This is a genomic window from Oleiphilus sp. HI0066 (assembly GCF_001635725.1).
Window position 1 is genome coordinate 1 of the sequence record NZ_LWFH01000002.1, and the last position, 15113, is coordinate 15113.

Below are 15113 nucleotides of genomic sequence, written 5' to 3' on the forward strand. Positions count from 1 at the left end.
CAAAACGTAACAAACTAGCGAGCGTACCAGCGACATAGGTCCATGCAGCCGCTCTAAGCACTTCTCGAACCGCCTCAACTTGATCATCGGTAATATACTCACCGTCAATTAGAATCGGCAAAGCTTTATTAAAGCTAGCGTCAAACTCTAGAGGCAACACTAATAACTGAATGAAAACAGAAGAGAGCATCGCGATGACGCCAACGGCCGCTATCAACAAGCCACTTTGAGGCACCTTCAACACCGCAGCGACGGCAGGTGCCGCCATCAAAATAAATATAGCAACGCGCTCAACTGTTATTGCCGCAGGGGTTAAGCGCTTTCGTAGTCGAGCAATCGGTTCATTTCGGTGAAACTGAATGGCGTGCCCTACTTCGTGCGCAGCGACTGCAATCGCGGACAATGACTTCCCTTGAAAGTGCGGTGCAGTAAGGCGAACCATCTTGTCGTTATCATCGTAGTGATCACCGAGTTCAGTTTGCTCAACTTTTACGTCACCCAATCCAAAACGCTTAATAAGGTGATCAGCCAACTCTCCACCAGTACCAGGCATAGTTGGAATGTTTTTACCATGCTTCGCCAATACGCGCTTCACCCAAAGACTAGGACCTAGCACGATCGCAACCACAATCAGAATTAAGACTACATACATACAACAAGTTCGTATTAATCAATACACACTGTATACAGAGCTTAACAGCGAGTGGATTAAAAGGTAATGGCTACCGAAACATTGATGAATACAACGCGAACATCCCGGGCGAGGCATTGAGCAATGCTCAAAGTTATGTCAAACCACGCACAGCCTTAAAAAACAAAACGCCCGATGAAATTCATCAGGCGTTTTAAGAGAAATAAGTGTCGACTTATTTCAGGACAAGACAGTTACGTTAAAGCAGCTTAGATAGACGCTCAGAAATCATGGCTTCGGCATCCGCCATAATTCCTGAGATAAGCTCTTCACAGGTCGGAATATCATTAATTAAACCTGCAACCATCCCGCATGACCAGGCACCCGCATCAACTGTGCCTTCCATCATGACTTGCGGATAAACGCCTACTACTTCGTCGGCAATATCTTCAAATTTAAGATCAGCACCTAGCTTCGCTTCGGTTTCTAAGATCTTTTCTACCGCTGGATTTACGAGCACACGCTCTGTATTCCTGAGCGAGCGCATGACCAATCGCGTATCAAGCTCTGTCGCAGCAACAATCGCTTGCTTAACATTCTCATGCACCGGTGCTTCTTTTGTTGCAATAAAACGTGTGCCCATGTTCATGCCCTCAGCACCCATAGCCAATGATGCAACCAAAGAGCGTGCGTCGGCCATTCCGCCGGAAGACAGGAATGGGATTTCGAGTTCATCGTGCGCTCTAGGCAACAGAATCATATTCGGGATGTCATCTTCCCCTGGGTGACCGCCACACTCGAAACCATCGACCGATACAGCATCACAACCAATAGACTGAGCTTTTAAAGCATGACGCACTGAGGTGCATTTATGTACGACTTTGATACCCGCATCTTTTAGCATCGGCATGTACTGAGCGGGGCTACGTCCAGCTGTTTCAACGACTTTAACGCCGCCCTTAATGATCGCATCAATATAACCCGGATAATCTGGTGAGCTAACCGTAGGCAAAAAGGTTAAGTTAACTGCGAATGGTTTGTCTGTTAGGTCATTACACTTTGCGATTTCGTTCGCTAAATCGGCAGCAGAGCGTTGTGTTAAACCCGTGATAGTTCCAAGGCCACCGGCGTTAGATACAGCCGCTGCTAACTCTGCAAAACCGACGTAATGCATGCCGCCCTGCATAATCGGATGTTCAACACCGAGCAATTCTGTAATTTTCGTTTTCATATTCATTCTCTATACGCAACGCACAAGGCGTCGCTAACTAGTGGAAGCGTTCGACCATATACAAGGCCAACTCGCGAAACATAGTCAATGCTGTATGCATCGACTACTTGTTGAATTCTGGTTTACGTCCATTTGCAAAGGCATCAACGCCCTCCCTGCCGTCAGGCGAAGCAGAGTTAGATGCTAGCGCTAAACCTTCTAGATGCATTTGGGACTCGAGCGTTTCGTTATACGTATTACGAAGCAAGCGTTTCGCATCACCCAAGGCTTTACTCGGACCACGCGCTAATTTATCCGCTAGCGACGTAAGTGCTGGCTCGAACTCATCCGATGTCACAACTGTTGTAATCATTCCCCAATCTAATGCTTCTTGCGCGCCCAGCACACGATTCGTAAGAATTAACTCGCGCGCTCGTTTATCTCCGATTAAGCGCGGAAGCGTATAAGTCAGACCACCGTCTGGGCTAAAACCAATACCTACATATGAGGTAGCGAACTTTGCTTTGTCTACCGAAATGATGACATCGCCAAGAAGAGCTAAACTCAAACCGATCCCTGCTGCGGTGCCATTAACACCCACCACAACAGGTTTCTCCATGCGTGCCAACATTGAATAGGCCGAATGCAGAGTGTCTGCAAGCTCTTTAATAGCTTTGTCGATCGAGCTTGAATTGTCTTGCATGTACTTTAGATCACCACCGCCCGAAAACAGCTTTCCCGAACCAGTTATCACAACAACGCGCACGGACTCAGCATACATACAATCTCGAACAACACTCTCAAACTCTTTCGCCAGCTCAAGATTAAAGGTATTTCCAGCATCGGGCCTTTGAAGACAAATTGTCGCGACAGCGCCACTAACGGTAAAGCTCAGGTTTTGATACGTCATAGGATTCTCATATTTATTGTTTTAACAAGGCAATAATTGACCTTAGTGACCTCATTCAAACACATTATTGGCTGCCTTTGCATGTTCTAACATCGCGCTGCAGCAGTGATAGTAGGCCATGCCGTAATGGGTCAACTTAAGAGGTCTTCTGATGCGCTCCACGAGCTTTACGCCCGTATATGCCTCAAGCGCTTTAATGCGCCTGTGATAGGTTGATGAGGAGATACCAGTAAGCTTCGATGCTCGAGGTATTCCGCCATATTCAACGAGACATGCAGACGCAGCCTTATGGTTAAGCAACAAGGAGATCGACGCGTAATCATTGATGTTTTTCATCTCATAATCTTAAGTCGATACAATCTCATCAAGGTATTGAAAAAGTTTACGCGCCCCTCTCAATCGCGTTCATACAACGCAGGCTTATTCATTTTATTGTCATACCCGAGCAAGTTTTTTCAGAAACACTGTCATGTAAACGTTTATATGATGTCATCATAAAAACATCAATACCCAAACTTTATGACCACGCCACAACACCATTACAAAGGCCGATTTCGAAATAACACCATTACAAGAAATCTGCATACCAAGCTCAGCAATATTATTAGATGGAAATTACACGCGCCCAAAGTCATACCAAAACAATTACCGATTGTATCAGTTGATGACATTAAGAACCGCGGTGAAGGAACCACATGGATTGGGCATGCCACTTTCTGATCAGTATTAATGGCAAGCATATTCTGACCGACCCAGTATTCTCTGATCGCGCATCCCCTTCCCAAGTCGTCGGTCCAAAACGCGCGACACCACCAGCATGTGCTATTAAAGATTTACCTCCAATCGACTACGTTGTTCTCTCGCATGATCACTACGACCATCTTGATGAAAACTCAGTACTTGAGCTCAACGAACACTTCAAACCACAGTTCATCCTCCCGCTTAAATGTGGGGTTTGGTTCGACAAACGCGGCATCCACAATTGGGTTGAATTAGATTAGTGGCAATCTACCAAAATATGGGATATTGAATTTCATTGTGTACCGACACAACACTTTAGTGGACGAGGATTAAAGCCTAACCCTACCCTCTGGGCGGGCTGGGTTATTGAATCTAACCCACTATCTAATGAAACTCCTCATAAAATTTTCTTCGCCGGAGATACGGGATATTCCAAAGACTTTAAAGATATAGGTAATGAGCATGGTCCTATTGATCTCGCGCTCACTCCTATTGGCGCATACGAACCCCGATGGTTTATGAAGGAAGTGCACGTTAATCCTGAAGAAGCCGTTCGTATTCATTTAGACGTTAAGTCTAAACAATCTATTAGCATGCATTGGGGGAGTTTTATTCTTACTGATAAGCCAATGAATTAGCCACCGATCCAACTTACGAAGGCCCTCAACAAACACAAGGTTGATCATGATGTATTTGTGACAATACAACATGGCTCTCATCATCCTCTCTAGCCCATCATCTGATACCAAACATAGGAAATCTAATGCCAAGCACATTCAACCTTGAAGAACTCATCGAACGCTTTAATGACGATTTTTCTAGCCAACGCCTTGACCAAGTAATGAGTTACTTCGCTGAACAGTCAGAATTTAAAGATCTCAACGGAAAAACAGCAAAGGGAAAGAACGCTATTACAAAAGCTTTTCAACGTCTTTTTGATGGCGCTTATGGCAAGGTCACATTTATTCCAAAAAACATGATTGTCGACCAGGAAAAACGACAGGCCAGTTTTGTGTGGGCATGCCAGCATGAAATGCTTTCTAGTGCGAGTCTCAACCTTCCCAATAAATTCTTGTTCAAAGCGCTTAAAATGCGCAACGGAAGTCCCTTTTTCTGGCATGGCGTTGATTACTTCATCTTTGATGAGGAACTTAAAATCATAAGTAAACAGACCCACGGCAAAGCGGCTTTCCCGCAGTTTATAAAAGGGCACTTCTCAAATAAATAATGCTACGAGCGCTAAAAATCTTCTTTTTGGTAGCACTACATGGCAGATATTGACGATCTTATGGCGTGACATACTGTTCTAAATTGTCTGATTAAGACATGTAATAGACACTCCAAACGAAGCACCAAAAAAGAATAGTAATGGAGCTAATATGTCAGACGACTTAACCCAACTCAACAAAGAAGCTATCGCGTCAGCTCAAAAATACATGGGCAAAATAAGCTGGCTTACCGTCATATATACTTTTAGCGTTGTGATCGGAACAATTGCGTTTCTCTACTTCTATTCGCAAGGTGATATTCCTCTTATTCCTGCGGTCGTTGGTCTAGCAGCTTTGACTTATTTTTCTTATAGCGCACTGCACGAAGCGGCGCATGGGAACATTAACGGGAATAACAAAAAGCTTCAGTGGCTCAATGATCTATGCGGTTACCTCGCCGCACCACTTATTTCAGTGCCATACGCGTCGCACAGATATGAGCACATGACTCATCATCGACATACTAACCAAGCTGACAAGGACCCTGACTTTGTCATCAGCGGCATGCAACATGGCTTTGTATCGTTCATTAAAACCGTTCTAGTTTTTATTTGGATGCAAATCACTTACTTCGCGCGCGTAAAGTGGGATACAGCACCAACAAAAGAGCGCGCAATTTATTGCGCGGAGCTTATGTTTAGCCTTGGTTGGAGAGTTGCCTTACTCGCCTATGCGCCAAGTATAGAATTAGCGTTGGTCTTGGTTCTAGGTTTCCTGTTAGGTGGTACGTTCACGGCCTACTGGTTCGCTTACAGACCACATATCCCTTATCAAGAAACGGCACGTTATCGCAATACCAATAACTTAATTGTTCCAGTTTGGCTGAAGCCTTTTGAATGGATCTGGGTTGGTCAAAACCTGCACGCTATTCATCACTTGTTTCCTCGCGTGCCTTTCTACAAGTACCACGCGCTTTATCGTGATATCCAGCCTATATTGCGAAAACAAGGTACGCCTATCCTCGGCGTATTCAGTAGAAAACCTGTGTAAGAACGAAAAAAGACATAAAAAAAGCAGCCAGTTGGCTGCTTTTTCGTTTACTCAACGACGTAAGATCTAGTTCTAGGCAAAGTCGTTGCTTAAACGCGCTTTCGGATACGAGCTAGACCAAGAAGCCCCAAACCTAAGAGCGCTAACGTGCGAGGTTCTGGAACAGCAGTCACTCTTAAACCTGCTAAAGCGAAGTCTTGATCAGAGTCGTCACCAGCACCCTGAGGTACAGTGAATTGGATCCAAGACGTACGATCTGTGCTATCAAAGCCAGTCAGAATGCTTAAGAAGCCAGCACCACCAGCACTACCAGGACCTGCAGGAATAAATGGCGAATCAGCATATGGGCCAGGCTTCAAACGATAACCAAGATATTCGTTATTAAACAAATCCAACACCAAGATCTCATCAATAACTACTGACGCATCAAACGTCACTGTTAGTTTCTCGATCTTGTCGCCACCTTGAGGGTTATTGATCTCGTCACGATCACCATGCTTTTTAATACCGATACCGTCGCCATCACCAACAAGGCCACCGATTGCACCCGGACCCTCGTTGCCATTAAACGTTAAAGTGCCAACGTTTGCTCTTAGTGTGACATCGCCAATTCCTGCAACATCATTTGTATACGTTTCTTCACCATTTACACCAGCCCATTCGGTTGACGTAAAATCGATCAAAACAGCCTGCGCAGGTAAAGCAACCGCTAGTAAAGCTGGAGCTAAAAGCACTTTCATTTTGTTTATCATGTCTTAAGCAACCTTTGTAAGGCTTACATTTTGTAAGCTGTTGAATTTAATAGAATTCAATATTGTAAGGAATTCTTGGTTTTTTCTAAGCATTATTGAACTTAAATATGGGCTCTAAAGGATCAACATTATAAGCTGCAAGAAGAGAATTAACTGCACTAAATCGAGACTCAGCGCTAGCAAAATGCATGAAAAGTAAGTCATGCTTTCATCGCTTAAAACTTCTGCTGCTAGACAATTGCTGACCTTGGCACTGAACCATTCCCGATGCCTGCTTCAATAGGAAAGCAGAAGTCACCGAAAACTCTTCACTCACTTAAGTATTAGCTAATCAAAGCGCTCTTGAGCGTGCTTGTTTAAAACCACACAAGGAAGTGAATTGTGCTCGTTTAGCACCCGAGGGAACATGAAAAATCTAATGAAATCAGAGTTTTGAGTCGTTTTGTGGATTACATACGAGACCCCTCACTATTTCTACATACGTGACCTCTCATATGCGTGATAAAGAAATGAGTAAGGTTCGAGTTTTTTCTCTTAAAAACAAAGTAGTATATGGAAAAGGGAAGAGGCTACCCGTCATGCATATGAGGGGGGTCTCACTATACAAATGTTAGTTGTAATAGGACAAATATGGAATCGTTCACTATCAAAAGGCTAAGGACGAAAGCGATCTTTAAAATTATATTTACAGGTCTCTTCTGCTCGTTTATCCCTTTCTTCACTCTAATGGGTTTGTTGGCTTCCCAAGACTTATTAACTATGTATTGGGGCCAAACTCAAGTAACGGGCTTTAAGGCGGCAGTGCTAGGTCCGTTCTTTGGTATTTTCTTTGCCATTGTATTCGGCTTATTCATAAGCGTATTTACTAGTCTTGGCTTAATGCTTTACGCAAAGCGCAGGCCTTTAACTCTCGAGTTCTATGAAACCGAGAACAATGAAAACAACTAACAAGGCGCGCAATGCTCGGCCAAGGGAACCTTGGCCTGGACTGTCACTGCTGCGCAGCGCCAGCCCATTCGCTTGGCGTTAGGCACTCTCAAAGGAAATCTATGAGATATACATTAACTTTGTTGTCAGCAATATTTGTTGCTGGATGTACGCAAGATAAGACTGAAATGACCGTATCTCACAAAATACCGTTGCTTGCTGAGTGCGTTCTAACTGTTGAAGCAGCGAAAGATCATTTCGTTCGTACTTCAGCAAAGAAACCGCATAGTCTTGATATAAAAATAGAAAAATTTGATCAGGTTCATCACTTTTATAACGGCCCTATTGGTGTTGCAACTTTACTATCTACAGATGGCTGGCAAACATTAGATGGTGGTAGCCCAAAAGCTTATTTAGAGCTTACAGCAAATGGCATATTTGCTGATTGTGCCCCGATAAGTATGACCTCTATAAAACTAGATGATGCTCCAGATTTAACCGTGAAATCTTTGGCTTATATAGCGCAAAAGGAAGGCGCAAAGAACATCGATATTTCAACAGAAGAAGTAATAATGACTTACAATGATGGTAGTTATGATTACCCGTTTTGAAAGCCTAAAAAGTGTTTAGCGCACCGGAGGGTTCGTTGAACACACTGTTAAATGTCTCCGTATGATAGTGCCAATGTATAAGCTGATGTTTTTGTCTATTGCCTTGTTTTTGCATGGGTGTGCCATGACAGGTTTGACGAGAAGTGAATCGGTAACTACGTCCCTGACACAGAACACAAGTATTCTAGAAAGCATGAACTTGTCGGTTGAGGTTGGTTGTAACGGCAATAGTGCCAAAACATATAGTTTTATGGTATCGCCATTGATACCACTGCCACCAATCATCCCATCTTTTTTAAGTGGGCCCACGAATTTATTTGTAACGTTCCCTCCGAATATTGAACAAGCTCGGGCGTATTTGAGCAACTCAAATGGAGAAAGCCAACAAATAGATTTTATAGAAAGAAGAAAGGAGTGGAATGGTGATGGTTCGGTATTGTTTTATAGAGTTAAAGAAAGTTGCGGTTCGTTAGATGGTTCGATACTTCGAGTTGAGTTTATAGATAGTGAAACTGGTGAAGAGCATGATCATCATTTAAGACTTAAGTATGATGCTAGTGATCTTAAGTTTGAATGGGGCTATCTTAGCGCATAGCACATTTAACCAGTGCATGTTGCATTAGCTACTGCGTGGCTTGGACAGCTTTTCTAGGGGTTCTACCCTCCAAAACTGCCGCTAATACAGGCATTAATACGCACTAAGAATGAAAAGCGGACATTGGTTTTTCATTCTCAAGTAGACAAAAACGGACGTTAAGCGCACTCTTGATAAAATAAATCTGGCGACTTTCTTTTCAAAATAAAGATCTGATCTTCGCGCGATTCTTACGTCTATTCTTGACCCATAATGGTGTAAGAAAAACACCAGCTAGCACAGACATAACAACCATTGGCTTTGTGAATTTTGCCATTTTTTCATGATAGGCAATGATGTGCTCGTGTGAATAAATTACTCTATCGTTCTGCTCAAGTTCCCACGCTATGTTTTCGTGAGAGCGCACAATTATGCGCTCCCCCTCCACGATTGCGTTTTTTCCCGAAAAAACAGTAAATTTCAAAAAATCCGTATCTGTAGAGACATAAATGTATTTTGAACCACCACTCCTCCAAGACCCTGATAATTGCCAGTGGTACTCTGTGACAACTCCTTTCACAACCTTGAGTTCGTCGTAGCTAGGGTATGGTTGAAACACAAATAACCCAGGAATACCCAGTAAAAGACATAAGGGTCCGAACCCTAACCATTCTTCTTTAATTTTCATTTAACTCGCTTTTTAAAATATAGTTACTCTAATTAAAGCCTAGTTTGATATTAACAAGATGCTTTTATTACCCATCAAGATCACAACGGCGCTTTCACGTAAAGTCCGGCATCTCCCTCCCTCTTGAAGCAGGCGTCGAGAATGAACTAACGCCAAGGTCCGCTTTTGTCTAACAGCGGAAGCAACCGCCGCTCAAATCTCGACGTCTGCAATCCTCTTTTAGCCAACGTACAGCACCAACTCATATAATATTGTTTTTGTTATTCTTTCTAAGTAAGGATTTTATAACTGAAGAACATCAATTATTTCCCTAATTTACTACATCGCCGAGACAAGATTTACAGCAAGAATTGATCTAGATAACGCATCGGATATATTGAACAGATGCTTATTACTTTTACCAAAATCAATAAACCACTACTCGTGTAAAACTTTTCGACAGTTTGAGAACTACGTTTTTTAGTGCTCTTAAACTATTGCTTTGTGGAATTTGTTGCCGGCATTTCCGTTTAGCTTATTCGTTAAAACAAGAAATAAAAACATGATCAAAAGTAGTACACTGCGCAACCAGACAAAACGGTAAACGAGGATAACGTGCAAGATATTTATATCATCCATGAAAATGAAGAGTGGGTCGTACCACTTCGCGCTGCATTTGCTGAGCGCGGTGTTGAAGCCAAAGAATGGTTTTTAAACCAAGGCGTCATTAACCTTAATGAAACACCACCTGAAGGCATTTACTACAATCGCATGAGTGCGTCTTCGCATACACGTGGGAATCGCTATGCACCAGAGTTAACACGGCTTACCTTAAATTGGCTTACATTGCATAACCGCGAGATCATAAATGGTCCAAGAGCGATATACTATGAAGTGGACAAGTTTTCTCAATACTGTGCATTGCAAAAGCATGGTATCAAAACGCCGCTTACCCATGCCGTAGTCGGTAAAGAAAACCTGATACAGGCAGCGACAGACTTCGATCAAATCCCGTTTATTATTAAGCCTAATCGCGGCGGTAAAGGCTTAGGCGTAAAACTCATTCATAACATCTCTGACTTAGAAAACTTTATTGAAAGTGATGACTATGAAGAACCCTTGGATGGAACATGGTTGATCCAAGAGTACATAAAGTCAGACCAAACCTTTATTGTTCGTGCTGAATTTGTAGGAGCGAAATTCTTATACACGGTCAAAGTCAAAACTGATGGAGGCTTTGAACTATGTCCGGCGGATGTATGTGATATTTCTGATGCGTTTTGTCCAACCAGCGCCCCTGAGAGCAAGTTTGAATTGATAGATACCTTCGATAATCACTCCCTAATGAATCAGCTCGAAACATTCTTAAGCAAAGAAGAAATTGATATTGCAGGGATAGAATTTATTCAGAACGAAATCGGTGATTTGTTGGTTTACGATATCAACACCAATACAAACTATAATAATGATGCTGAAAAGCGCGCGGGTATCGATCAAAGTGGTATGCAAGCCATTGCAAGCCTGCTCATAGACAAAGCCAAATAAGTCTTCATGTGCATTTATGCCTGCAAGATTATCGACGCAGGCATACCTTCATTCAGACAAGCTTAGCAAGCATCGTCCTCTCTCATGACAACCAGTTCTTGCCCATTAAGTACTTTGACTACAATGGGCCGACAACACACTTGGCAGTCTTCAGTGTATTCGGAGTCTGAATCCATAACGTCTAGCAGTAATTGAATCGGTTCGCCGCAATACGGACAGTAAGTATTCTGCTCTTCCAATGGGTTCATTAATTACTCTCCAATGGTATGCGTCCAGGTTCAATAAATGCTTTATGCACGCGTTTCGCTCCTACAAGCTCAAACAAGTCACCATTAAAGCCTGTCATCTGGCGAGGCACCTTAGCTTGCTTAGCAACCTTTGCGTTAGCAGCAAGATGCAGCTGCTCACCATGCGTTGGAATGACGAGAGAAGGCTGCACCCATCCGTATAAATCAAGCAAATCTTGCTCACTTGGGTGACCACTCGCATGAATCGTTCTAGATGTGTTGTACTTCGTAATCACGGATATCTTTTTCTGTTCCAATTGCTCGATCAAACGATGAATATGCTCTTCATTCCCTGGAATCACAATAGAGCTAAATATCACAGTATCACCCTCTTCCAGCTCAAGATCTCGGAATTGATTCCTTGCCAGTCGTGATAGTGCCGCACGCGGCTCGCCTTGACTGCCTGTCGCGATGATCAATATTTCTTCTGACGGCAAATACCCGATCTGATGCGGAGAATACAACAAGCCATCAAGCTCGCTAGGCCAGTAACCAGCAGCTTTTGCGTGACGATGCATGGTATGAAGAGATCTCCCCAATAAGGCAACATAGCGTCCGGTATCTTTGGCAACCTTAAATAGCGTTATTAAGCGCGCGATGTTACTTCCGAAACACGTCACCAACACTCTACCCGACTGCTCACTGACGTGATCAAATAAGCCTTGATAACATGCGCCCTCGGAAACACTTCTACCAGAACGGTCAGCGTTGGTAGAGTCGCAAACCATTGCAGCAATGTTCTCACTCGCTAATTGCTTAAAAGGTAGCGGGTCAAAGGGCTTGCCTACGACAGGATCAAAATCGATTTTCCAATCACCGGTATGAAAAACTGAACCTACTCTGGTTCTGATCATAAGACTATATGACTCAGGCATTGAGTGCGTTAATGCCAACCACTGAACCTCGAATGGGCCAATCTGCTCTGTCGAACCGTCATCGACGATATGAACAGGTATATCTAATTCTTTGCGCGACTCCGCTAATTTATGACGCAAACATAGGGCGGTGAATCGAGTTGTATACACTGGACATTTGAATCGAGACCATAGATCGACCAACGCTCCGAGATGATCCTCATGCGCATGTGTGATTACGATGCCTGCTAAGGCATCAGCACGCTGTGCAATAAAACTTGGGTCTGCACTTATTCTGTCGAACTTCTTTGTAAGCGCGTCTTCGTCATTCTGCGGATTATTGGCATGAATCGCACTGAGACTCTCGCTAAAACTTACGCCGCAATCAACCATTAACCACGCATCATCATGACTGTAGAGATTCATGTTCATGCCAATTTCTCCAGTTCCACCTAAAGGTAAGTACCAAAATTGGCGATGATTAGCCGCGTATGAATTAGAAATAATCGACTCCTATTTGCAGTTGAGGGTAAGACAAATCACGATTAGGGGGTCTTACGAATCAGACCCTTAGAAAGTTCATGCCTAAGCAATATAGAGAAAGTATAAAAGCTAATTAGCAGTATGAGGAAAAATGTTAGACATATGTCTGAAGACGCGCTCAGCTCGACCACCTTCCGTGATTCTCAAAAATATTCTAGTGTTAGCTCAGTAAGAGTACTCAGATAACTAGATAATTTCTAAGATGTTGAGCTAGCGTTAACTTTACCCAAAAGAATAAACTTAACGCTGCAAGATTTGCCACAGCACTCTCCACCTGATACCTTCACAAGATTAATAATCTGAAATTATCTGGTCCCCTATGAAATCAACTAAACTATTTTCGAACTTGTTGCTTTATATTTTTGTAGCAAGCTTTACATTGATGGGTTGCAGTAGTGGCGGCAATAGCCCGAATGGCAAACGTGTTGTTAGCCTTGAAATTTCTGGAGACAATGAAATAGCCGCTAACTTTAGCACTCAACTTAAAGTCACTGCAATTTACAACGACAAAACTTCAAAAGACGTCACCTCAATAGCAACATGGAGTCAGTCTGGCGAGACGGGGATCATTCAAGTATTGCCCGAAGGCATTGTTGAGGGCCTGGCAACAGGATCTGCAACGGTTACCGTCCGTTATGACGATTCACAAAGCGTGACTAGTGCTAACTTCACAATGAACGTGAACGATTCTAGTGTGACCGGGCTCTTTATTACGCCGATTGTTGACATATTAGGCAGCCCTTACAGGATCCCTAATGGTACGTTTATCAGTGTCGCGGGCCTGGCGAATTTTTCAGACGGTAGACAATTGGTCGATATTACTCGAGACCTCTCTTGGACGGTCGATCAGAGCAATATTGTCACGGTCGAGCCTAAGGATTTTGAGGTTAAACTGACGGGCCAATCTTTGGGGGTTACTACTTTAACTGTGGATGTCAGTGATCCCAGTCAATCAGCACAAACGAATGTGGCCGTGCAACAAATTTTGACGGTTACCAATGCCGTGCTCACCGAGTTATTGATTTCACCAAGCTCTCTTAGCTTACCCAAAGCGATCAATCAACAGCTATCGGTTGCAGGTGTCTACTCGGATAATTCGATCTTAATTGATATCCCTGAAGTAAGCTGGTCGGTTGAAGATGATCGCATTGCTCGCATCTCAGAAGACGGCTTGTTAAGCACATACCTAGATGGCCAAACCAAAGTATTAGTGAGCTTGGATTTGATTCAAGCTGAGGCTGAATTGGTAGTCAATGATGCCACAGTAGAGTCCCTTGTCGTCTCACCAGCTGAGGCTTCTATCGTTGAGGGCAGCAAAATAGATTATAACGCCACGGTAACTTTCTCAGACGGAACCGAAGCCGATTACACTGAAAAGGTCGATTGGTATAGCTCCAATAGCAGCGTAGCCGAGGTATATAATGGCAATACTATAAGAGGCCTGCATGAGGGCCAAGCCGAGATCTTTGCTGTGTTGAAAGTGTCTAGCTCAGCAGACACAAATGAGGTGCTTCAATCTAATCCCAGTGGGCGTCTAGACGTTTTTGAGGCTAGAATCACAGACATCGACGTTGAGACCGTTGACGGCAACCCAGACTTGCCGATGATTGTCTCGAAATCTGAAAGCCTAGTACCGATTGATCAATTGCAGATTGATAACGTTGCCGCTGACTTCAAAGCACAGGCAACGTATGAAGATGGAAGTAGTCAGGATATTACGCTCAGCGACGATACTCATTGGACCATTGTCGATGATCAAGACAATCTAGATAGCAGTATTGCGGTGGTTGCTGATGGACGTGTGATCGGTTTAGGTTCTGGCAATGGTGCTGTGAAGGCTGAGAACGATAATATTCGCGACAGCAGTCCGATAGTTACCACTGGCTGCCCAAGCTTAAAGGTTCTTAATCCTCGCCCAGGTGGCTCAGGCGTAATGTACTTCAGTTGCCCGCTTAGAGATACCGAAGCCACTGATGCTCAAATTAGCTATGGAGCAACCTCCAGAGGCGATGGGATCAGGGGCCCTGAGTTTGACTTCATCACTCACAGCAATGCTAGCGTCGCGGCTGATTACTGCGACAATCTCAATTTAGACGGTCACAACGATTGGGAACTAGCTAGATACTCCGATTTAGTCCGGCTGATATTTTACTATGACTCAAATAACGACTCTGACTACCTATTTTTTACCGAACATAATTGGCCAGCCCAAACCAACTTTTGGATTGCTGATAGATCTGGTAAAGCAATTTCATTAGCCGAAGTCACAACTGAGCCAGTTTCTGCCGTGGGGTCGCTATTGAGTACGTGTGTGAGGATACAACCCAATTAATCCAGCTTGTAAAACTTTCTCAAAGGGGCTGAAGCCCCTTTAAAATGTAGCGTTAAAACGCATGATATTGACGTCAGTGGTTTCCGCGCGCCAGCGATACAATCCCCAGCAAACTCTTGGTTCGACGCTTCATTGAGCTTCTTTGTAAACTTGCCCTCGCTCTGCTCTAGCCCGAATAACACAGACACTAAAAGAAACGTGAAAATAATAAGTGAAGGTTGATCAAAGTTCGTCAAAAAATACCAATATATCCCGAAAAAGCATTATCCCT

Annotated in this window: 15 protein-coding genes and 1 pseudogene; 8 read left to right on the plus strand and 8 right to left on the minus strand. The window is 43.5% G+C overall.

Annotation, left to right across the window (positions count from 1 at the left end; genetic code table 11):
• The 4 genes from A3738_RS00355 to A3738_RS00370 all read right to left on the minus strand — a co-directional run.
• On the minus strand, positions 1 to 652 hold a 652-nt coding region (locus A3738_RS00355; protein WP_068763257.1), incomplete at its 3' end, for a zinc metallopeptidase.
• 238 nt (positions 653 to 890) lie between these two features.
• Entirely contained in the window at positions 891 to 1862 is a 972-nt protein-coding gene (locus tag A3738_RS00360; protein WP_068480609.1) for a nitronate monooxygenase family protein, read from the minus strand.
• 103 nt (positions 1863 to 1965) lie between these two features.
• Entirely contained in the window at positions 1966 to 2751 is a 786-nt protein-coding gene (locus tag A3738_RS00365; protein ID WP_068480607.1) for an enoyl-CoA hydratase/isomerase family protein, read from the minus strand.
• 51 nt (positions 2752 to 2802) lie between these two features.
• Positions 2803 to 3087: a LysR family transcriptional regulator gene (locus A3738_RS00370; protein WP_068480604.1), complete on the minus strand. Its 285-nt coding sequence runs from the start codon at positions 3085 to 3087 to the stop codon at positions 2803 to 2805.
• A 359-nt stretch (positions 3088 to 3446) separates the two neighbouring features.
• On the opposite strand from A3738_RS00370, the pseudogene A3738_RS31750 reads away from it, so the two are divergent.
• The 3 genes and pseudogenes from A3738_RS31750 (at position 3447) to A3738_RS00385 (ending at position 5750) form a co-directional block, all read left to right on the plus strand.
• Positions 3447 to 4130: pseudogene (locus tag A3738_RS31750) on the plus strand (MBL fold metallo-hydrolase).
• A gap of 125 nt (positions 4131 to 4255) precedes the next feature.
• A complete protein-coding gene (locus A3738_RS00380; RefSeq protein WP_068480602.1) occupies positions 4256 to 4720 on the plus strand; it encodes a nuclear transport factor 2 family protein in 465 nt (154 codons plus the stop codon).
• A gap of 151 nt (positions 4721 to 4871) precedes the next feature.
• Positions 4872 to 5750: a fatty acid desaturase gene (locus A3738_RS00385; protein WP_068480599.1), complete on the plus strand. Its 879-nt coding sequence runs from the start codon at positions 4872 to 4874 to the stop codon at positions 5748 to 5750.
• 89 nt (positions 5751 to 5839) lie between these two features.
• Here A3738_RS00385 and A3738_RS30300 read toward each other — a convergent pair whose 3' ends face one another.
• Complete coding sequence (locus A3738_RS30300; protein ID WP_082878336.1) at positions 5840 to 6502, minus strand: PEP-CTERM sorting domain-containing protein; 663 nt, start codon at positions 6500 to 6502, stop codon at positions 5840 to 5842.
• A gap of 759 nt (positions 6503 to 7261) precedes the next feature.
• Between A3738_RS30300 and A3738_RS29730 the strand changes: the two genes are divergently transcribed.
• The 3 genes from A3738_RS29730 to A3738_RS00405 all read left to right on the plus strand — a co-directional run bounded on the left by A3738_RS29730 (position 7262) and on the right by A3738_RS00405 (position 8635).
• Positions 7262 to 7450 carry a hypothetical protein gene (locus tag A3738_RS29730; RefSeq protein ID WP_156502511.1) on the plus strand — a complete coding sequence of 63 codons (189 nt, stop codon included), beginning with the start codon at positions 7262 to 7264 and terminating at the stop codon, positions 7448 to 7450.
• Between the two features lie 101 nt (positions 7451 to 7551).
• Positions 7552 to 8040 carry a hypothetical protein gene (locus A3738_RS00400; protein WP_068501103.1) on the plus strand — a complete coding sequence of 163 codons (489 nt, stop codon included), beginning with the start codon at positions 7552 to 7554 and terminating at the stop codon, positions 8038 to 8040.
• Between the two features lie 124 nt (positions 8041 to 8164).
• Entirely contained in the window at positions 8165 to 8635 is a 471-nt protein-coding gene (locus tag A3738_RS00405; RefSeq protein WP_156502510.1) for a hypothetical protein, read from the plus strand.
• Between the two features lie 199 nt (positions 8636 to 8834).
• On the opposite strand, the gene A3738_RS00410 is transcribed toward A3738_RS00405, so the two are convergent.
• Positions 8835 to 9302 carry a hypothetical protein gene (locus A3738_RS00410; RefSeq protein ID WP_068757507.1) on the minus strand — a complete coding sequence of 156 codons (468 nt, stop codon included), beginning with the start codon at positions 9300 to 9302 and terminating at the stop codon, positions 8835 to 8837.
• A gap of 594 nt (positions 9303 to 9896) precedes the next feature.
• On the opposite strand from A3738_RS00410, the gene A3738_RS00415 reads away from it, so the two are divergent.
• Complete coding sequence (locus tag A3738_RS00415; RefSeq protein WP_068476795.1) at positions 9897 to 10826, plus strand: RimK family alpha-L-glutamate ligase; 930 nt, start codon at positions 9897 to 9899, stop codon at positions 10824 to 10826.
• Positions 10827 to 10888: 62 nt separating this feature from the next.
• On the opposite strand, the gene A3738_RS29010 is transcribed toward A3738_RS00415, so the two are convergent.
• Together A3738_RS29010 and A3738_RS00420 are read right to left on the minus strand one after the other, a co-directional pair.
• Positions 10889 to 11074, minus strand: a complete 186-nt coding sequence (locus tag A3738_RS29010) for a CPXCG motif-containing cysteine-rich protein (protein WP_068499841.1) — start codon at positions 11072 to 11074, stop codon at positions 10889 to 10891.
• Positions 11074 to 12399, minus strand: a complete 1326-nt coding sequence (locus A3738_RS00420) for a ribonuclease J (RefSeq protein WP_197471925.1) — start codon at positions 12397 to 12399, stop codon at positions 11074 to 11076. Before A3738_RS00420 ends, A3738_RS29010 begins: the two co-directional genes overlap by 1 nt.
• A gap of 430 nt (positions 12400 to 12829) precedes the next feature.
• On the opposite strand from A3738_RS00420, the gene A3738_RS00425 reads away from it, so the two are divergent.
• Entirely contained in the window at positions 12830 to 14842 is a 2013-nt protein-coding gene (locus A3738_RS00425) for an Ig-like domain-containing protein (RefSeq protein WP_068476793.1), read from the plus strand.
• Positions 14843 to 15113 lie beyond the last annotated feature (271 nt).